Origin of the sequence: Comamonas sp. (assembly GCF_036666375.1) — a bacterium.
Classification (GTDB): Bacteria; Pseudomonadota; Gammaproteobacteria; order Burkholderiales; family Burkholderiaceae_C; genus Comamonas.
In genome coordinates this window covers 1-18,593 of record NZ_JAVWWA010000104.1, presented here as the reverse complement: position 1 = coordinate 18,593, position 18,593 = coordinate 1, and the positions used below count along the sequence as shown (strand labels likewise).

General features: G+C 64.7%; 20 protein-coding genes. 5 read left to right on the top strand and 15 right to left on the bottom strand.

The window, feature by feature from the left end; all coding sequences use genetic code 11:
- Positions 1 to 344, top strand: a 344-nt coding sequence (locus RR928_RS20205; RefSeq protein ID WP_332683969.1) for a LysR substrate-binding domain-containing protein, incomplete at its 5' end; no start/stop codon positions are given.
- A gap of 25 nt (positions 345 to 369) precedes the next feature.
- Here the strand turns inward: RR928_RS20205 and RR928_RS20200 are convergent.
- The 5 genes from RR928_RS20200 to RR928_RS20180 form a co-directional block, all read right to left on the bottom strand.
- The gene (locus RR928_RS20200; protein WP_332547891.1) at positions 370 to 930 is read right to left on the bottom strand and encodes a DUF3455 domain-containing protein; all 561 of its coding nucleotides are present in this window, start codon (positions 928 to 930) and stop codon (positions 370 to 372) included.
- 775 nt (positions 931 to 1,705) lie between these two features.
- Positions 1,706 to 2,620: a hypothetical protein gene (locus RR928_RS20195; RefSeq protein WP_332536175.1), complete on the bottom strand. Its 915-nt coding sequence runs from the start codon at positions 2,618 to 2,620 to the stop codon at positions 1,706 to 1,708.
- Between the two features lie 191 nt (positions 2,621 to 2,811).
- Entirely contained in the window at positions 2,812 to 3,360 is a 549-nt protein-coding gene (locus RR928_RS20190; RefSeq protein ID WP_332536174.1) for a hypothetical protein, read from the bottom strand.
- Positions 3,353 to 4,357 (bottom strand): ParB/RepB/Spo0J family partition protein, encoded by a 1,005-nt coding sequence (locus RR928_RS20185; RefSeq protein ID WP_332536173.1) that lies wholly within the window; start codon positions 4,355 to 4,357, stop codon positions 3,353 to 3,355. Before RR928_RS20185 ends, RR928_RS20190 begins: the two co-directional genes overlap by 8 nt.
- Positions 4,358 to 4,359: 2 nt before the next feature.
- Complete coding sequence (locus RR928_RS20180; RefSeq protein WP_332536171.1) at positions 4,360 to 5,436, bottom strand: ParA family protein; 1,077 nt, start codon at positions 5,434 to 5,436, stop codon at positions 4,360 to 4,362.
- A gap of 1,215 nt (positions 5,437 to 6,651) precedes the next feature.
- On the opposite strand from RR928_RS20180, the gene RR928_RS20175 reads away from it, so the two are divergent.
- A complete protein-coding gene (locus RR928_RS20175; protein ID WP_442881463.1) occupies positions 6,652 to 7,419 on the top strand; it encodes an SDR family NAD(P)-dependent oxidoreductase in 768 nt (255 codons plus the stop codon).
- Positions 7,420 to 7,428: 9 nt separating this feature from the next.
- Here RR928_RS20175 and RR928_RS20170 read toward each other — a convergent pair whose 3' ends face one another.
- Positions 7,429 to 8,376 carry a sensor domain-containing diguanylate cyclase gene (locus RR928_RS20170; RefSeq protein ID WP_332536169.1) on the bottom strand — a complete coding sequence of 316 codons (948 nt, stop codon included), beginning with the start codon at positions 8,374 to 8,376 and terminating at the stop codon, positions 7,429 to 7,431.
- Between the two features lie 133 nt (positions 8,377 to 8,509).
- Here RR928_RS20170 and RR928_RS20165 point away from each other — a divergent pair, with 133 nt between their 5' ends.
- On the top strand, positions 8,510 to 8,824 hold the full coding sequence (locus RR928_RS20165) for a DUF5710 domain-containing protein (RefSeq protein ID WP_332536167.1): 315 nt from the start codon (positions 8,510 to 8,512) through the stop codon (positions 8,822 to 8,824).
- 30 nt (positions 8,825 to 8,854) lie between these two features.
- Here the strand turns inward: RR928_RS20165 and RR928_RS20160 are convergent, their stop codons facing one another.
- From RR928_RS20160 to RR928_RS20150, 3 genes are all read right to left on the bottom strand, one after another.
- Positions 8,855 to 9,223 carry a helix-turn-helix domain-containing protein gene (locus RR928_RS20160; protein WP_332536166.1) on the bottom strand — a complete coding sequence of 123 codons (369 nt, stop codon included), beginning with the start codon at positions 9,221 to 9,223 and terminating at the stop codon, positions 8,855 to 8,857.
- Positions 9,224 to 9,320: 97 nt separating this feature from the next.
- Positions 9,321 to 10,136, bottom strand: coding sequence for a 2,5-didehydrogluconate reductase DkgB (dkgB, locus tag RR928_RS20155; RefSeq protein ID WP_332683964.1), 816 nt, complete (start codon positions 10,134 to 10,136; stop codon positions 9,321 to 9,323).
- Between the two features lie 34 nt (positions 10,137 to 10,170).
- Positions 10,171 to 11,373: an MFS transporter gene (locus tag RR928_RS20150; RefSeq protein WP_332536162.1), complete on the bottom strand. Its 1,203-nt coding sequence runs from the start codon at positions 11,371 to 11,373 to the stop codon at positions 10,171 to 10,173.
- Positions 11,374 to 11,473: 100 nt separating this feature from the next.
- On the opposite strand from RR928_RS20150, the gene RR928_RS20145 reads away from it, so the two are divergent.
- On the top strand, positions 11,474 to 12,370 hold the full coding sequence (locus RR928_RS20145; protein WP_332683961.1) for a LysR family transcriptional regulator: 897 nt from the start codon (positions 11,474 to 11,476) through the stop codon (positions 12,368 to 12,370).
- A 99-nt stretch (positions 12,371 to 12,469) separates the two neighbouring features.
- Here RR928_RS20145 and phnX read toward each other — a convergent pair whose 3' ends face one another.
- The 5 genes from phnX to phnD all read right to left on the bottom strand — a co-directional run bounded on the left by phnX (position 12,470) and on the right by phnD (position 17,124).
- Positions 12,470 to 13,360, bottom strand: a complete 891-nt coding sequence (phnX, locus tag RR928_RS20140; RefSeq protein WP_332683959.1) for a phosphonoacetaldehyde hydrolase — start codon at positions 13,358 to 13,360, stop codon at positions 12,470 to 12,472.
- Between the two features lie 66 nt (positions 13,361 to 13,426).
- Entirely contained in the window at positions 13,427 to 14,515 is a 1,089-nt protein-coding gene (gene psrA, locus RR928_RS20135; protein WP_332683956.1) for an iron-containing alcohol dehydrogenase PsrA, read from the bottom strand.
- Positions 14,516 to 14,633: 118 nt separating this feature from the next.
- Complete coding sequence (gene phnE / locus RR928_RS20130) at positions 14,634 to 15,464, bottom strand: phosphonate ABC transporter, permease protein PhnE (protein WP_332683954.1); 831 nt, start codon at positions 15,462 to 15,464, stop codon at positions 14,634 to 14,636.
- A complete protein-coding gene (phnC, locus tag RR928_RS20125; protein WP_332683952.1) occupies positions 15,461 to 16,252 on the bottom strand; it encodes a phosphonate ABC transporter ATP-binding protein in 792 nt (263 codons plus the stop codon). Before phnC ends, phnE begins: the two co-directional genes overlap by 4 nt.
- Positions 16,249 to 17,124 carry a phosphonate ABC transporter substrate-binding protein gene (phnD, locus tag RR928_RS20120; protein ID WP_332547885.1) on the bottom strand — a complete coding sequence of 292 codons (876 nt, stop codon included), beginning with the start codon at positions 17,122 to 17,124 and terminating at the stop codon, positions 16,249 to 16,251. Before phnD ends, phnC begins: the two co-directional genes overlap by 4 nt.
- Before the next feature lie 131 nt (positions 17,125 to 17,255).
- On the opposite strand from phnD, the gene RR928_RS20115 reads away from it, so the two are divergent.
- A complete protein-coding gene (locus RR928_RS20115; protein ID WP_332683950.1) occupies positions 17,256 to 18,137 on the top strand; it encodes a LysR substrate-binding domain-containing protein in 882 nt (293 codons plus the stop codon).
- 21 nt (positions 18,138 to 18,158) lie between these two features.
- Here the strand turns inward: RR928_RS20115 and RR928_RS20110 are convergent.
- The coding region (locus tag RR928_RS20110; protein WP_332683948.1) for an aldehyde dehydrogenase family protein at positions 18,159 to 18,593 on the bottom strand (435 nt) is incomplete at its 5' end.

The window sequence follows — 18,593 nt, the reverse complement described above, 5'->3', positions numbered from 1 at the left end:
ATACGCTGTCACCGGTGCAGGCACGCGGCACCTGGGCCTTTGGCCATGGCGCCGAGATCCTGGTGCCGGTGCAAGGCAACCTCAGGGCCGACAACGGCGACGCATTGCTTGCCGCTGCGGTCGGCGGCCAGGGCATCATCTACCAACCGCACTTCATCGTCGCCGACGCGCTGGCCAGCGGCGCCCTGATGCTGCTGGAACTCGACCAGCCGGTGCTCGATCTGGGAGGCGTGCATGTGCTGTTTCCCGCCGATCGCCGCCGGCCGGCCAAGGTCAGGGCCATGATCGACTATCTGGTCGAAGCCTTTTCTCCCGCGTTGGCGCCGCCGCCGCACGCGGGATGAACCGCTGCGCTGGACCGCGCCGGCTTCACTTCCAGAAAATGTAGTCGGCCTGGTACATGACGATCTGGCGCTGGCCCTTGTTGCCTGCGGTGCAGGCCATTGCCGGCGCCACGCCGCCCTTGAGCGCGACGCGCTGGACGTAGGTCACGCCGCTCATCGCGCCGCTGCCCATCGCCGGATTGGCCTTGACCAACTGGTAGGGAAGATTGCCTTCTCCGGCCGGTGCGACGGCCAGCTGGGTGGCAGTGATCTTGGAACCATCGAGCGCTTCCCAGGTGGCAGGCGGGCCATAGTAAGTACCCACTTTCTTGCCGCTGCGATCCATCAGATCGGCCTGCGGACCGACAAACACCCACTCGGTCTGGCCCGGCATATTGGCTTTGTCGCGGCACTCATAGGTGATCTTGCCGCCGGCTGTCGTCGTTTCCCAGGCGATCTTGTTGCCTGCGGGCACGCGTACGCTTTCGGGAACGCTCATGGGGTTGAACTGAGGCTGCGACTTGTCCATGGAGCCGCATGCGGTGAGCAACAGCGCGGAAGCGACGATAGCAGCGGGTGTGAGGATGGAAGCAGAAGGCGTTTTCATGGAAATTCTCCAGAAGAAAATGGGGGTGGAACCAGGCAGCTTGATGAGCTGCTATGGGTACTACCCGCCAGAGCAGGCTTTGGATGCAGTGGATGCAAAATAAATTTGCCGGCCGCTGCGAGCCGTTCGCCAAACGCGCAGTCGCCTCCGGATTCAACAAGAAAAGCCTGCGTGCATTCGACTGCTGAACGATAGGCATCCGGCCTGCCTGGCGATCTCGGGGCACGCGGCCAGGCGCAATCCATGCCAGGCGGCGCAGTCACTGCGCGTGGAAACCTGTTCACCACGACCAGCCGGCCAGGCTGAGGTTGGGCTCGATGGCGCAGGAAGCGCGTGGCAAACGTACGGCGAATGCTGGACTGCCGGCGCAGCAGCGGCAGGCAATGCCGCGCGGTTGGAAGACTCCGATGGCAGCGCCTGAATGCAAACGGTCAAGCGCGGCCAACGCGACCGGGCACATGACGACATGTGCTTGCTGCCAGGCGCATAGCCGCAGGCAGCGCGAGCTGCATGGCCTGGCAACGACACCTGCAGGCTTTGGCCGGCCGCGCCAAACGTGCGCATGCCTGCTGCTGGCCGAACATGGCAACCGCTCCCATGCAACGCCGGCGTCGGTGCCCAGTCGTCTGGCATTCGTGGTCGATGCTGAAAAAAAAGCACGCACAGCGGGTTGTTCTCTTTAGATTGTGGTTTTAAAACTCTGATTTAGAGGCGTCAGCGCTGACATCTGGTGGCATGAAAGTTATCCACATTTCGGCGCGTTTGCAGGGTCGGCTCAGGCATCGCGCCGGGCGATCAGGCGGCCTGCGGCGATCGCATCGAGGAATGTCTGGCACATGGGCCGCGCCGCGCGGCGGCCATCACGTTCTTCGAGCAGCATGCCGCAGGCGTCGACCGTGACCACCAGCCGCGCATCGCGGCTCTGGAACGTCTGGCCGGCGAAGGCCGCGGTTTTCTCCTGCAGATAGCTCTGTTGCTGCTGTTCGAGCGCCTCGCTGGTCGCGGCCTGCGCGCGCTGGCCGAAGTCGTTGTCGCTGCCCAGCAGGGCGCGCAGATAGGCATAGAGCCGGCGGCCTTCGAGTTTTTCCAGGTACTTGCGCGTCGCGCCCACCACGTCCGACAGGCGCTGCCTGGTCTGCTTGGCGAGTTTCATCAGCTGCAGCACGCCCGTGCCTTGCATGCCTTGGTCGCGAACCAGCCAGACCAGGTCCGAAGGCAGCTTGAGCTTGCCTAAGGTCTCGAACTGCGAATCGGGAGATGGCTCGCTCGCAGTTGTGCGCGCTGGCGCGTTGCGGGCCGGTGGCTGCACGGGTGCGATCACCGGCATCTTGCCCGCGTGGCGGCTGTCGGTCAGCAGCAGCGCGTCGAGCAACTTGGCAGTGGGAATCAATGGGGAGCTGGAACCACGCAGGCCGGCGCGGGCTTTCTGCACCCTTTCGATCAGCCCGCGGTCTTCCAGCCACTTGACCACGCGGTGGACGGTTTCCACCGATTTCCCCGATTCCGCGGCAAGTGTGCCGCGACTGGCCAGAATCGGCGAATTCAGCCGAATCAGGTTGATTTTCTTGATGATGCGAAAAATCACGCGCAGATAGCCGTCGGGCATGTCGCGGAACAAAGGCGACTCATCCAGTGCCGAACAGGCGCGCGCAATCATCGAAGGGTAAACAGTAGGGGCGAGTTTTTCCATCGCAGTCTCCAAAGGACACGAAAATCCCTTGACGACTTCTTCTCAGTTCCCTTACTATTCGCTCATTCGGAGAGCTTTTGACCGATTTCCGTCGGTTGAAGGGAATTTGGGAAGAATCATCAAGATTCACAAGCAACCCTCAAAGTTGGCGCTTTGAGGGTTTTTTGTTTTCTGAACGAAAGTGCTGGGACTCAAGTCATGGTCGATCTCCAGGTTGGCAGGCCCAGACGCACCGAACCCCGCTCGGGGCGGGGTTCGGTGGGGTGTTTATACGTATAAACAGATTGGGTGAGCCGTCGTTGCCCTCGTCGCGGGGCTGGCTGCTGCGCCATGGGCGGTGGCAGCTGTTTATGCGTATAAACAGCTTCCAAGGACCAGTCCTGCAGCAAACCGCAGACATCCGCAGCCCAATGTCCATGCTGACCGGCGTATTGGCGAGCCGGTTTATGCGTATAAACAGTTGAGCGCGATGCCAAGGGCAAAGTGCACACCTGTAGCGTGGACGAAATCTGCGGATACGCATGAACTCCAACGTCCGCCATGCGCAAGACGCTTTCCAGCGCGGCAGGGGTCTGAAATTCATGCGTATCGACAGCATGTGAAACGCGTTCGCGCGACGGCGGGGCATAGGAGAACAAGCGCGCATGTTGCGCGCGAGCCGAAGCGCAGCGCATAAAGCAAACAGGCCGCACGGGCTTGCGCACGGCGGCTTGTTTATGCGTATAAACGGTTTCAGTCATGAAGCCCGGGCTTTTCAGCAACTGGCGACTTCTCGGGCTCCGCGGGCAAGACCACGGCAACCGTGTCCAGCAAGTTCTCGAGCGCTGTCGCGAATGCGAGCCGCTTGTCGTCCGGCACGGCAATCGACACTTCGAAGACATCTCCGCGCTGCTTGTAGTAGCCGTTGGAGTACTTGATCTGTTTGGACGGGCTCGCGCTCTTGGAGCCCGATGGGTTCAGAAAAGCCTGTACCTGGTTGGACAACCAGCGCAGCGGCTGGTCTTCGGCCGCGAACTTGTTGGCCAGCGAGACCGCACGGCGCTGCCCGCATTTCTCGTGCACCTTGAGCAACTGATACGCGGCATTGGCACCGAACTTCTCGGGATGCTGGCGCACCAGCTCCAGCAGATCTTCGGGCAGCTTGGCGTAGGCGCGGTAAAAGCTCATCAATGTCTTGGAGAGCTTGGCGCGCCGAGCGATATCCGAAGCCGACTCGCCCGCAATGATCAACTTCTCGTAGAACATCGCCCGGTCGAAGTCGCAATGCTGCTGACGGCATTCGTTCTGCTCGTAGCCGAACCAGGCCGATTCTTCCAGCGTCAGATCGAGGTGAACTTCGGCCAGCAGCGATTCGAAAACCTTGTGCTCGCGGCAGGCCTGCACCCGCGTCCAGCCATCGCAGATGATGAACCGGCCCGCAGCGCTGGGATTGGGAATGACGTGTATTGGGTCATGCTGACCCTGCGTGCGCAGATTCTCCGCGCGCTGCAGAATCATCTCCGAGGTGTAGACCTCGCGCGGCGCCAATGGATTGGGATCTATCAGCTGCAGACTGATCTGCTGGACATAGCGTTCGGCCTGTCGTACCGGCGCAGCCACCTGGTCATCGTTGCCGGCCGGAATGTTCTCCGCGTCGGGTTTGGCCACGGGCATGTCCGGCAGCGCGTGCAGCGGAAACGCCGGAACGACGGATCCGCTCTTGATCAGGCCGGAAAGCTTTGGCGGTGGTTTGGCCATCGTCATTCTCCAACCGGCATGCCTGGCATGGTGATCCGGTAGCTGCGAATCAGGCTCTTGGCGACATCGTAAATCGCAGCCGCGCCCACCGAGCTGGGCTCGACTTCGACCAGCGGCGCGGTTTCACGCGCATTCGGATTCAATTGGCGCGCAAACCCGGAAAACTGCGGAATGATCGAGTCATTGAGCATGGATCCGTATTTCGAATAGAGAAAGCCCATGCTCTCGCGCACATGCTTGAGGCTGGGATGGTATTTGTTGATCACGACTTCCATGCCGACTTCGGCACCAGTGACCGACTGGATTTCCGCCAGATTCGATGCCAGCGAATCGAGCGCGCGCAGGCAGCTGCCTTCGGGCTCGACGATGGTCAGCACCTTGCCCGACACTTTTGCGGCGAACGAAAATGCCAGCCCGATAGGTGTGGTGCCTGGAGCGGTGTCGACAATGATGACGTCATAGGCGCTCGACAGGAATGCACCGTTGCGGTTGAGAAAAAGCTGGGCGCGCGCATGGCTGGCCATGACCGCCACCAGGCTGGCATCGGTCTCGGCCAAGGTGATGTCGGCTGGAATCAGGTCGAGAAATCCGCCCTCGTAAATGTGCTTGATGGCCGAAGGCAGCTCCGCATCGGGTTCCTTCTCCGCCTTGCGCAGAAAGTGGCCGATGTGGCGAATGTCGGTTTCGTAACCAGTTGTATCAATGCCGAGCAGGTTGGACGCCGATGCCTGGGGATCGGCATCGATGACCAGCACCCGAAAACCCATCATCGCCAAGGACGAAGCAACGTTGACCGAAACGCTGGTCTTGCCCACGCCACCTTTGGTCATGCGGGTCACGATGACTGGTGGAAGATTCGTGGAACCCAGGGGCAGAGAATGCGTGGTCGGCGGCACCATGCCCGCCGCACGGTAGCGCGCTGCGCGCATGTCGGCAGGCGTGTACTTCATGTGGTGCTGGCCTGCAGGCTTTTCGCGACCCACCAACTCCTGCAACTTTTTGGCGGAAACATCCAAGCCTGACAGGGCTGTCGCTACGGATGTTTTGAATTGAATCGCTCTAGCCATGGCATTAACCAACGTATCTCATGTTTGAGAAGCGAAGCATAAGGCCGAACAACAATGTTGACAAGTTTTTTCTGGATTCTCTTAAAAAAACTACCAAACGCCGATCATCGTCCCCAAGCTTTTCCCTCAACAATAAAGATTGATCCAGCCGCACGATGCCAGACAGTTGCCTTATTGCTAGCGTGAGCTTCGGTCACTGCACAGATCGCTTGTCGGCTGAGCGTCAACTTTCATCAGGATGCTCGCTAGGATGAGCCGTGCCTGCGCTGCATCGATGTCCGTCAGAAAAACGGCATGTGCTACTTATTAGCAGGTGGACGATTGTGACCGTACATGTCATGCGTCGTGATGAGTGTGAACCTGCTGTTTCCCGCGTGCCCTGAGGTGGCTGCCTGTGAGGGGTTCACGCCAACTCGCCAGTGCATTGTTGTCTGCGCAACTGCAGATTCAAAGCATCGCATGTTGGCACTCACTCCCGGCGTTTGATTCTGATGAACATCTATGCTGCTTACATGTCGCCTTTATCAGTTCACTTTTTGAAGGTTTAAATATTTGTATCTATCATGTAAGCTGTATACAGTTGGGCTGAATAGCACCTCACCGACTGGAATTTGCGGAATGTGAGTCCCATTGGCCCCGGGCCTGCTCATCTGCATGCCACCAACCGGTGCAGCAGCGGCCTTGAAATGCGCTTGGCACCAAGATGTCTGTTGCTGGCTCGGATTGAATACCCGGCAAGCAACACCGCGATGCTTCACGTGGTGGGCAAGAGGCCGGCGCCCGCAGGCATTGCGCGCTGCTGGCATCGCCGCAGTCGCAGCGTGCGCCACACCCGCTGAACTGATACACCCAATCCAGGACAGCGCAGGAAATGGTGGGACGCATCCCGGCCGCCCGCCATGCGCTCCATCATGTCACGCCGACCTGCTCCGATATTGGGGACGCTACCGGCTTGTGCATTGCATGCTGGAAACAGTGTGGGCGTTATCTGAGCTGTATCCGGTTTGTCTATATAAGCTTGTTGCAAAGGTAGATGTTATTTATGTAAGCTGCATTCAATACCTGACTGCTTCGGCAGCCAACGCATATGTAGCTTTCCACATGCCCTCCCAGCGTTGGATGCCAGACCGGTGCAGCGCCGCCATGTCCACAGGCCCCGCTGCACAGCGGCTGCGTCTATCGCGCACAATCATCGGATAATGCCCTGCGGGGTCCACACGACCTCGCATGCCTTCCATGCCCCAAGTCCCCATCACCACCTCCCGCCGCGTAGCCCTCGTCACCGGATCCACCTCCGGCATCGGTGCCGCGATCGCCCGCCGTCTATCGAACGAAGGATTTGCGCTGGTGCTGCATTCGCGCAGTTCAATCGACGCGGGTCAGGCACTGGCCGCTGAACTGGGCAATGCCGTCTACGTGCAGGCGGATCTGGCGCTGGACGCCGACCGTATCCGGCTGGTCGATCACGCTTTGGCGGCATGGGGGCGGCTTGATGTGCTGGTCAACAATGCAGGCATCAGCCAGGTGATTGCGCATGCCGATCTCGCGGCCGCGACGCCGGAAATCTGGCATGCGCTGCACGAAGTCAACGTGATTGCGCCCTTCCGCCTGGTCGCTTTGACCGAGTCGGCGCTGCGTGCCGCGGCGCAGCCAGGCCGCGCGGCCTGCGTGGTGAACATCAGCTCGCATGCGGGCGAGCGGCCCAAGGGCGCATCCATCCCATACGCCGCGAGCAAGGCCGCGTTGAACCATATGACCCGGCTGCTCGCGCTGTCGCTGGCGCCCGACATCCGCGTCAACGCGGTCGCGCCCGGTCTGGTCAATACCCCGCTCACGGCGGACTGGAAGCAGGCCCAGCAGCTTTGGCAGCAGCGCTCACCCATGCGCCGGGCGGCGCGCCCCGAGGACATTGCCCAGGCCGTGTCCATGCTGGTGGCTTCGGACTATCTGACGGGCGAGATCCTGCTGTCGGACGGCGGCTTGAACCTGACCTGAGCCGGCAGCTCAGACCGCCAGTTCCAGGCGCTCTATGCGGTTGCGGCCGTTGTTCTTGGCCACATACAGCTGCTGATCGATGGCGTCGGCAAACCCCGAGGAACCCGCCTGGGCATCCGGAATAACCGTGCCCACGCCAATGCTCACCGTCACCCGTCTGTCGTGCGGCGACAGCGCATGGGTGATCGCCTGTTTCTGGATCAGGCGCTGGCAGCGCTGCGCGACATTCCAGGCGGCGGCGGCATCGGCCGCGGGCAGCAGGATCACGAACTCCTCGCCGCCAAAGCGTGCGACCAGGTCGCGCGGGCCGTCGAGTGCCAGACTCAAGGTCTGGGCGATCTCGACCAGGCACTGGTCGCCGCGCAGATGTCCGTACAGGTCGTTGTATTGTTTGAAGTAGTCGATGTCTATCATCAGCAGCGACAGCGGCTGGGCCTGTTTGCGCGCCGTCTCCCACTCCAGATCGAAGCTCGTATTGAAACGCCGGCGGTTGGCGATGTTCGTCAGGCCGTCCTTGAACGACAGCGCCTCGAGTTCGCCCTGCAGAGTGAGCAGGCGTTCCTCGGTCTTCTTGCGCTCGCTGATATCGAACATGAAGCCTATCAGCGCCTCGACTTCGCCCTGGTCGTTGCGCACCACATGCACCACGTCGCGAATCCAGACATAGCCGTTATCGCGCGTCAGTGCGCGGTAGTCGGCCTCATGGTCCACGCCCGCCTGCGACTGCGTGACGCAGAAGTTCACCACGCGCTCGCGGTCGTCGGGATGCATGCGCAGTGCCCAGTCTTCCACGCTGCGCCAGCTTTCGCGGCTCCAGCCCAGCAGCGTCTCGATCTGCGGACCTATGTAGGCAAAGGTCATGCTCGCCCAGTCGATCTTCCAGGGGATGGCCCGGGTCGATTCCAGCAGCGCCTGGTACACCGTGGGGTCGTTGCTGAATTCAGTCACTTCGGACATTCTCGTCCACTCCCTGATCCGTTTCGATGAAAAGCCCGTGCGTGCGCGGGTGCCGAATGCGGGCCGCAGCCGCATTCACATGCCCGCAGGATACCTTGCCGAATTGGCCTTGTGCTGCGCTTAAGATTGGACCATGAAGCAAGCCCAACTCCTACTCAACGTTCCCTTCGCGGCCAAGGACCAGGCCAAAGGCTTGGGCGCTCGCTGGGATCCACAGCAGCGCAGCTGGTATGTACCGCTGGGCGTCGATATACAGCCGTTCCAGGCGTGGTGGCCGCAGGAACTCAAGGCGCAGGGCGCGCAGGCCGTGGAAGCGTTGAAAAAGGCCGGCGCGCCGGCCGCACCCAGACCGCAGGCGGCGCGCTCGGCCAGCGCGGCGACAGCGATTGTCACGGGTCCGGCGCAGGTGGCGCCCGACGATTCGGACAAGCTTCCCTGGGAAGACTGAGCGAGCGCGCGCAGCACCCAACTCCAGGCTTCAGCGCGGCTTCCTCGCCTTGGCGAGCTGCCTGCGGTTGGCCGCGTCCCATTGCCGCACATTGAATGCCTGGTAGTCGGTCAGCACCGCGGCCACACGCGTCAGGCCTGCGGGCAAAGGCTTGCCCGTCTTGTATTCGACTTCTTCCTCATGGAGCGCCGGCTGCGCGACTTCCAGCAGTTGCGGCAAGGGCACCTCGAGCGCGTCGGCAAGCGCCGCCATGATCTTGAGCGAAGGATTGGCCTTGCCATGGGTCAGATCCGACAGGAAGGACAGGGACATGCCGGCCTTGTGCGCCAGGGCCTGGCGGGTCATCTGCTTCTCATGGAGCAGTCTGAGCACATTGCGCAGAAAGATTTCTTGGTACATGGCGGGCGGACGCGGCCAGGATTTTTAGCCGCTAAAGTTGGCGGCCCAGGCCTTGACTGCATCTTAACGCCCGCGCCGCCGGCTGCGGCGCCCGCCCTCAGTCCCAGCGCGGCGCCAGGCCGTCGGGGTTGACCAGGCGTTCGCCGCGGTCCATGCCGTCGATCTGCGCGAGTTCTGCATCACTCAGGCGCAGTGCCGACGCCTGCAGGTTGCTTTCCAGGTTGACGCGCTGCGTCGAGGAGGGAATCACCGCAAAGCCGCGCGCCAGCGCCCAGGCCAGCGTGACCTGGGCGGGCGTCGCACCATGCGCCGCGGCGATCGCCTGGATCAGCGGCTCCTTGAGCGCCTGGCCGTAGGCCAGCGTCATGTACGAGGTGATGCGTATGCCGTGCTGCTTCGCATGCGCGACGACGGCGGAGTTCTGCAGCCGCGGGTGCAGCTCGATCTGGTTGGTGGCGATGTTGTGCGCGCCTATGGCGTCGATCGCCTGCTGCTGCAGCGCGACCGGGAAGTTGGAGATGCCTATGGCCCGCGTCAGCCCCAGCTCCCTGGCCTGCATCAGCGCATCCAGTGTCTCGTTCAGGGGCACGGCGGACGCGGGCGAAGGCCAGTGGATCAGCGTCAGCTCGACCTGTTCGGTGCGCAGCTTGGCCAGGCTTTCGCGCAGGCTTGGCAGCAGTTGCGCGCCGCCCAGGTTCTCGGTCCAGATCTTGGTCGTCAGGAACAGCTGCTCGCGCGCCACGCCGCTGTCGGCAATCGCCTGGCCGATCTCGGCCTCGTTGCCATAGATCTGCGCGGTGTCGATCGCGCGGTAGCCGACCTCGAGCGCATTGCGCACCGAGTCGATCACGGCGTTGCCCGTCAGGCGGAAGGTGCCCAGGCCCAGGTCGGGGATATGAAAGGAAGTCGTCATGGATGCTCCGTTGAAAAAGTGAGAGAAAAGGAAATCAATGGGCGGCCGACGCCAGGCCCTTGCGGCGCGCGGCCGCGCTGTCGCGGCGATCGAGCGCCCCGCTCCAGTGGGTCAAGGCCAGCGACACCAGCACCACCGCCGCGCCTATCCAGGGCGTGTGCTTCAGGCCCCAGTGGCTCACGATCAGCCCGCCGGCCCAGGCCGCGCCCGCAATGCCCAGATTGAAGGCGGCGATGTTCAGGCCCGAAGCCACGTCGACGGCCTGGGGCGCGAAGCGCTCGGCCTGCTTGACCACATACACCTGCAGGCCGGGAACATTGCCGAACGCCACCGCGCCCCACAGCAGCACCGTGGCCAGCGCCAGCCAGGCATGGGGCGCGGTGAAGTTGAGCAGCAGCAGCACGCCGGCCAGCGCCGCAAAGATGATCTTCAGCGCGGCAATCGCGCCCTTGCGGTCGGCCAGGCGCCCGCCCCAGAGGTTGCCGGCCGCCACCGACACGCCGTAGACCAGCAGCACCCAGCCCACAGCGGCGGCGCTGAAGCCCGAGATCTCGGTCAGGATGGCGGCGAGGAAAGTGAACGGAATGAAGGTGCCGCCGTAGCCTATGGCCGTGGTCGCATAGACCAGCAGCAGCCGCGGCTGGGTCAACACCCCGGCCTGCTGGGCCAGCGACGCCGGCGGCGTGTGGCGCAGCTTGGCGGGAACAAACACCCAGCTGCCGACAAAGGCCAGCGCACCCAGCAGCGACACCGCGAGAAAGGTCTCGCGCCAGCCGAAGTGCTGGCCTATGAACGTGCCCAGCGGCACGCCGGTCACCAGCGCCACCGTGAGGCCGGTGAACATGATGGCAATTGCGCTCGCGGCCTTTTCGCGCGGCACCAGGCTGGTCGCAATGGTCGAGCCTATCGAGAAGAACACGCCATGGGCCAGGCCGGTGAGCACGCGCGCCGCGACCAGGGCTTCATAGCTGGGCGCCTGCCAGGCCAGCAGATTGCCGGCGGTGAACAGCGCCATCAGGCCCAGCAGCAGCAGCTTGCGCGGCAGCTTGCCGGTCAGGGCGGTGAGCACCGGCGCGCCTATGGCCACGCCCAGCGCATAAAGGCTCACCAGCAGACCCGCCGACGGCAGGCTGATGGCCAGGTCGGCGGCCAGCGTGGGCAGCAGGCCGACGATGACGAACTCGGTCGTCCCGATGGCAAAGGCGCTGATCGTCAGCGCAAGAAGAGCAAGTGGCATGGCAGGGGCATGGAAGTGGAATAGCCGTACTATGCGCCGCGGATACTTGCAGACAAAGACGGTCATCAGCACAATACTCTTGACTCAGAATCAATAATCCATGAAAACCACGCTCGATGAACTCCAGGCCTTTGTAAGCGTGATCGATACCGGCTCGATCACCGCCGCGGCCGAGCACCTCGCGCAGACGGTGTCGGGCGTGAGCCGCACGCTGCGCCGGCTCGAGGAAAAGCTGGGCACCACGCTGCTGCGCCGCACCACGCGCCGCCTGGCGCTGACCGAGGAAGGCAGCCTGTTCCTGCTGCGCGCGCGCGCGGTGCTCGATGCCGTCGAGTCGGCCGAGGACGAGATGGCCGCGCGGCGCGAACATCCCGCGGGCCGGCTGCGCGTGAATGCGGCTTCGCCCTTCATGCTGCATGCGGTCGTGCCGCTGCTCGCGGGCTTTCGCGCCCAGTACCCGGACATCGAGCTCGAGCTCAACAGCAACGACGACCTGATCGACCTGATAGAGCAGCGCACCGACGTGGGCATACGCATAGGCGCGCTGCGCGACTCGACGCTGCATGCCACGCCGCTGGCGCGCTTTGCGCTGCGCGTGCTGGCGTCACCGGCCTATCTCAAGGCCCATGGCAAGCCGCGCGCGGTGGAGGATCTGCGCCGCCACAGCCTGATAGGCTTCACCCAGCCCGAAAGCCTCAACCGCTGGCCGCTGCGCCATGCGGGTGGCGAAGATTATGAAATCACGCCCGGCCTGCGCGCCTCCAGCGGCGAAACCGTGCGCCAGCTGGCGCTTGCCGGCCATGGCATTGCCTGCCTGGCCGACTTCATGACCCGGGCCGACCGCGCGCGCGGCGACCTGGTGCAGCTGCTCATTCCCCATACCGTGGAGCAGCTGCAGCCCGTGAACGCGGTCTATTACCGCAACACGGAGCTGGCGGCACGCATCCGCGTGTTTGTGGACTATCTGGGCAGGGAATTGCGCGGAAATCAAGGCTGAGGGGCGTTTGAGAGCGGCCTGTTGTGTTCCCGTTCGTGGTGAGCCTGTCGAACCATGAACGCCCCGCCCTGGGAAGCCCTCTCTTCAGCCCGCAAAAACCTAGGCCCTCTCCCCCGCCCGCATGCGCGCCGCGATGGCCAGCAGCACTTCGGGCAGGTCGCGCACGCTGTGCACCACGTAATGGGCTCCGGCCAAACGCAGTTTGGCGTCGGCCGCCGCAATGCGCGCCGCCGCTTCACCAGCCGGGGCGCGCGCATATTCCTCCAGCGAATAGCCGACTTCGTTGCCCGACAGGCTCAGGCCCACGCTCCACATGCCCGCATTGCGGCCCTCCTCTATGCCCGGCACGGTGTCATCGACCTTGACGCAGGCGCGCACGTCGCTCACGCCCAGCGCCAGCACGTTGGCCAGCGCCATGAACGGTCCGGGGCGCGCGCCGGCAGCCAGCTCGTCGCCCGCGACCACATGCTCGGGCGCGACGCCGGCCGCGGCCGCCTGGGGCAGCAGCTTGTCGAGCACCACGCGCGGATAGCCCGAGCACGAGCCCGTGCGCAGGCCCTGCTCGCGCAGCCACTGCAGCACTTCGGCCGCGCCGTCGATGGGCGCCGAGAACTCGCCCACCTTGGCGATCTGCAGCGGCATGAAGCGCGCGTAGACCGCATCGACATCGGCGTCCTGCGGCGCCTGGCCGAACACGCCGACCCATTGCGCATGGATCGCGGGTTCCTGCAGCAGCTGGTGGATATGCTGCCACTTGGACAGGCCCATGGGGCCGCGCGCCTGGGCCAGCGTGATGGTGATGCCGAAGGTGGCAAAGGCTTCGACAAAGATCTGGGTCGGCGCCAGCGAGCCGAAATCGACCAGCGTGCCGGCCCAGTCAAAGATCACGGCCTGCAAGGGCGCCAGGTCGGCGCAGCCGCCTTCGGGCAAGAACGCAGATGAGGCGCAGGAGGTGGCGGCAGCGGGATGGGGAGCGAGAGCAAGTGTCATGGGAAATATCGGAAGAAACAGACAAGGAAAGGCAGCACAGCGGCAGCAGGTGGCCAGCGACCTGGTTCAGGCCAGTGCGCGAATGAAATTGCGCCCGCGCGGGCCGCGCGCCGCGGACTGCACCATCTGCTGCCAGTCGCCGGCGCTCAGGCCGAACTGGGCAGGATCGGTCGATACGCCCAGGCGCTGCAGGAAGTCGCGCAGGCTGGCCACGGCCACTTCGCCGCTGGCCGCGTCAAACACCGACAGCAGCGCGGCGTCGCATTGCGCGTCCGCGCCCAGCGCCATCTCCAGCACCAGCGGCAGGCTGAACGAGCAGGCAATGCCATGCACCTGGCCGTAGCGCAGCGTGATGTCATAGGACAGCGAATGCGCGAGCGCGGTCTTGGTGTTGGAGAACGCGAGACCGGCAAGCAGCGCCGCCTCGGCCATCTCGGCGCGCAGGCCGGCATCGCCCAGATCCTGCATCAGCGCCGGCAGCGTGCGCAGGATGCGCCGCGCCGCGCCCACGGCCAGTTGGCTGGAGACCGGGTTGCGGTTGACGTTCCACAAGGACTCGAGCGCATGCGACAGCGCATCCAGGCCGCTGGCCAGCGTCGCGCCCGCGGGCAGGCTGAGCATCAGATCGGCGTCGATCAGCGCGGCTTCGGGCCAGGTCCAGCGCTGGTGCAGCGAATGCTTGCGCCCGCCCGCCTGGTCCCACAGCGTGGCCCAGGGCGTGACTTCGCTGCCCGTGCCGGCCGTTGTCGGAATCGCGATCAGCGCCTTGTGCGCGCCGGGCGGCAGTTCGCCGCCCTGCTCCAGCACCGCCAGCAGTTCGGCAAAGCGGCCCGAGGGCGTGGCGCACAGCAGCGCCTTGGCGCTGTCGATCACGCTGCCGCCGCCCAGCGCGACCACGCAAGGCACATCGGCATGGTCGCGCTGCACCTGTTCATAAAGCGGCGCCAGCCACTGCACATCGGGGTTGGGCTGGATCTCGCTGATGACGCCGCGCAGCTGCGCGCCCAGCAGCGCCTGCATGCGCTCGACCAGGCCCAGACCATGGGCTTGGGGAAAAGTCACGAGAATGCAGTCGCGGCCGGCCAGCAGGCCGGCAAGCCGGGCCAGCGCGCCCGGCGCGGCCTGGATATTGACGGGGTTGTGATAGGTCCACACGGTGATTTGCCTGGAAAGATAAAGACGGAAAGCGCACGCCCGCGCGGCGGCGTTGGACGCTGCCGGGCTCTGCAGAGGTTTGGGAGGGCAGGCCGCCGGCAGATGCCGACGGCGCAAATCAGTGGCGGCGTCCGCCCTGCACGCGCTGGCGCAGCAGGTTGGAGACCAGGTCGGCGGCAATCACCATCACGGTGATGACGATGATGCAGGTCGCGGTTTCCTGGTAGCGAAACAGCTTGAGGCTGCCGACCAGCTCGAAGCCCAGGCCGCCCGCGCCCACCATGCCCAGCACCGTGGCCGAGCGCAGGTTGACTTCAAAGCGGTAGAGCACCACCGCGATCCAGGCCGTGATCGCCTGGGGCACGACGCCGAACACGATGATCTGCAGCTGGCTGGCGCCGGCGCTGCGCAGCGCCTCCAGCGGCCCGCTGTCGATCTCTTCTATGCTTTCGGCAAAGAACTTGCCCAGCATGCCCATGCCGTGCAGCGCCAGCGCCAGCACGCCGGGAAATGGCCCCAGGCCCACGGCCGAGACAAACACCAGCGCCAGGATCAGCTCGTTGATGCTGCGCACCACGTTGAGGAACTGCCGCGTGGCGCGGCGCAGGCCGTGCCAGCCGTGCAGATTGCCGGCCGCGATGAACGACAGCGGCAGCGCCAGCACGATGCTCAGCAGCGTGCCCCAGATCGCGATCTGTATGGTCTCGAGCGCCGGCGCCCACAGCCGCGGCAGTATGCTCAGATCGGGCGGCACCGAGCGCGACAGGAAGTCGCCGATCTGCGGCATGCCGTTGGCGAGCTCCCCCCAGCTCATCTGCGCGCCGCTGGCGCTCCACTGCAGCGTCCAGCCCAGGGCCAGGGCCAGCGCCGCATAGGCCAGCCAGCCGCCCGTGCCTTCGGGCCGGGGCGCGGTCCAGCGGTAGGAATTCCTGTGCAGGGTATGGCTCACAGCAGACCTCCGGCGGGAATCGCATGCCACTGCGCGGGCACGGGCGCGGCCGCGGCCGCGGGCGGCGCGTGGTAGATGGCGTGCAGCGCGGCTTCGTCCAGCCCCTGGGCCTTGCCGTCGTAGACCATGCGGCCCTGGGCCAGGCCCACGATGCGATCGCCGAACTCGCGCGCATAGTCGACCTGGTGCAGATTGCAGACCACGGCTATGCCCAGGCCGCGCGTCGCATCGCGCAGATACTGCAGCACCGTGCGCGCGGTCTTGGGGTCCAGGCTGGCCACCGGCTCGTCGGCCAGGATGACGCGCGGCTGCTGGGCCAGCGCACGCGCAATGCCCACGCGCTGCATCTGCCCGCCCGACAGCGACTCGGTGCGCTCATGCGCCTTGTGCGACAGGCCTACGCGCTCCAGGCATTCGTGCGCCAGATCGATATCGCTCTGGCGGAACAGCTGCAGCAAGGAAGGCAGCGTAGGCAAAGCTCCCAGCCGGCCCGTGAGCACGTTCTTGAGCACCGACAGCCGCGGCACCAGGTTGTGGTGCTGGAACACCATCGCGGCTTCGCGCGCCAGTGCACGGCGCGAGTGGCGCGCCATCAGGTCGATGCCGCCGACCTGCAGCGTGCCGCTGTCGGCCTGGGCCAGGCCGTTGAGGCAGCGCAGCAGCGTCGACTTGCCGGCACCCGACAATCCCAGCATCACCACGAATTCACCGGGCTGTACATCGAGGTCTATGCCATGCAGCACCTGGTTGCTGCCGTAGCATTTGCGCAGTTGACGGATGTGTATCATTTCATTTTCCCCAGGTCCAGGCTCAGGGCCTTGGCGGTCTGGCGCACCACGTCATAGGCCTTGTCGGTGGTCGGTGCGAAGCCGTTGAGCACGCCCTGGTCACCCCAGGGCAGGTCCTTGATCTCGGCCAGAGCGGCCGCGACCTTCTGCTTGGTCGCGGCGTCCAGGCTCTTGCGCCAGACCATGGGCGACTCGGGAATGGGCTGCGAGCGCCAGATCACCTGGAAGTCCTCGGCCTTGACCACACCCTTGGCGACGGCCGACTCGAAGATGCGGTCGGCGACGGCCGCGCCGTCGACCTTGCCGTTGGCCACGGCCATGATGTTGGCGTCATGCGAGCCCGAGAAGATCACGCGCGAGAAATGCTTGTCCGGGTCAAAGCCGTCGGCCAGCAGCCCGGCCTTGGGAAACAGATGGCCCGAGGTCGAGGTCGGGTCGACAAAGGCAAAGGTCTTGCGCTGCAGCCTGGCGACACTGTCCAGGCCCGAATCCTTGCGCGTGATGACCACGCTGTGGTAGGCGCTCTTGCCGGTCTTCTTGGTCACGGCAACGGCAAACGCCTCGGCGTTGGCAATGCTGCTGGCCAGCACATAGGAGAACGGGCCCAGGTAGGCGATGTCGAGCTTGCCCGAGCGCAGCGCCTCGATCACGCCGTTGTAGTCGTTGGCGACAAAGGGCCGCACTTTCATGCCGGTCTTCTCGGCCAGCTGGTCCATGACCTGCTGGCTGGCGCGGATCATTGCCTGGGCGTCCTCGGAAGGAATCAGGCCGACGCGCAATTCGGGTGTCTGCGCAAAGGCAGTCCCGAGGGTGGCGAAGGCCAGCGCGGCGGCGCCGGCAAGCTGGAGGCAGTTTCTGCGGGTGGTCTTCATGGTGGCGTTCCTGGTGGGCATCGGGTGGTGGGAGACAGGCTGTCTGACCACTTGATGGTAGGAACGACATATTTCTTTCATGTGAAATTTTTAGACTGGTTCCACTGTGTTTTTATAGATGGAGCCTATAGATGTCGACCGCCCGCTACCGCGCCTTCGTGGCCGTTGCCCACCACGGCAGCCTCAGCGCCGCCGCGCGCGCGCTCCAGCTGAGCCAGCCGACGATTTCCGCGCAGATCAGCGCGTTGGAACAACACAGCCCGGTGGAGCTGTTTCACCGCCGCGGCTACCGCATGAGCCTGTCGAGCGCGGGCGCGCAGTTGCTGCCTATCGCGCAGAAGATCCTGGCGCTCGAGGCCGAGGCCGATTTCTTCCTGCGCGATTCGGGCCAGCTCAACCAGGGCCAGCTGCACCTGGGCGCGGTCGGGCCCTTCCATGTGATTGAAATGGTCGCCGCCCACCGGCTGCGCCGTCCGGGAATCGAGGTGTCGATACGCATGGGCAACTCCAGGCAGGTGCTGGCCGATCTGGAGCAATACACCACCGACATCGGCGTGCTCGCAGGCAGCCACGACAACCCGGCGCTCGAAAGCCTGCTGTATGCGCGCCATCCCATCATCTTGTTTGCCCACCGCGAACACCCGCTGGCGCGCCACGCCAGCGTGCCCCTGGAGCGGCTCGAGGGAATGGAATTGCTGCGCCGCGAAGCCGGCTCCACGACCCAGGCCACCATGGATGCGGCGTTGCGGGACGCGGGTGTGCGCACGCGCTGCGCGCTGGAAGTCGGCAGCCGCGAAGCCTTGCGCGAGGCCGTGGCGCGCGGACTGGGCGTGGGCGCGGTGTCGGAAGCGGAATTCATTGCCGACCCGCGCTTCGTGCCGGTTCGCATTGACGGCGACCCGGCCACCACCAGCACCTATCTCTACTATGCGCGCGAGCGCCGCCGCAGCCTGCTGATCCAGTCGTTCCTGCAGGCGCAGCGCATTGCGCCGCCGTCCGAACCGCCGGCCTGAAAGGCGCGGCGGCGGCGGCGTTTAGATGCCGACGACCGAGACGGCCTTGGTGTTGAGATAGGCCTCGAGCGCCTCGGGGCCGCCTTCGGTGCCATAGCCCGAATCCTTGATGCCGCCGAAAGGCAGCTCGGCCGAAGGCGTTGCCGGCTGGTTGATCCACAGCATGCCGGTCTCGACGCGGCTGGACAGCAGCTGCACGTTCTTGAACGAGCGCGTGAACGCATAGGCGGCCAGGCCGTAAGGCAGGCGGTTGGCTTCGCTGATCGCGTCCTCCAGGCGGTCGAAGGCGCGGATGCCGGCGATGGGGCCGAACGGCTCCTGGTTGAACAGGTCGGAGTCGGTTTCCAGGTTGGCGATCAGCGTAGGCGCAAAGAAGTTGCCCTTGTCGCCCACGCGTTCACCGCCCGTGAGGATCTCGGCGCCGCGCTGGCGCGCATCGGCCACGACCTGCTGCAT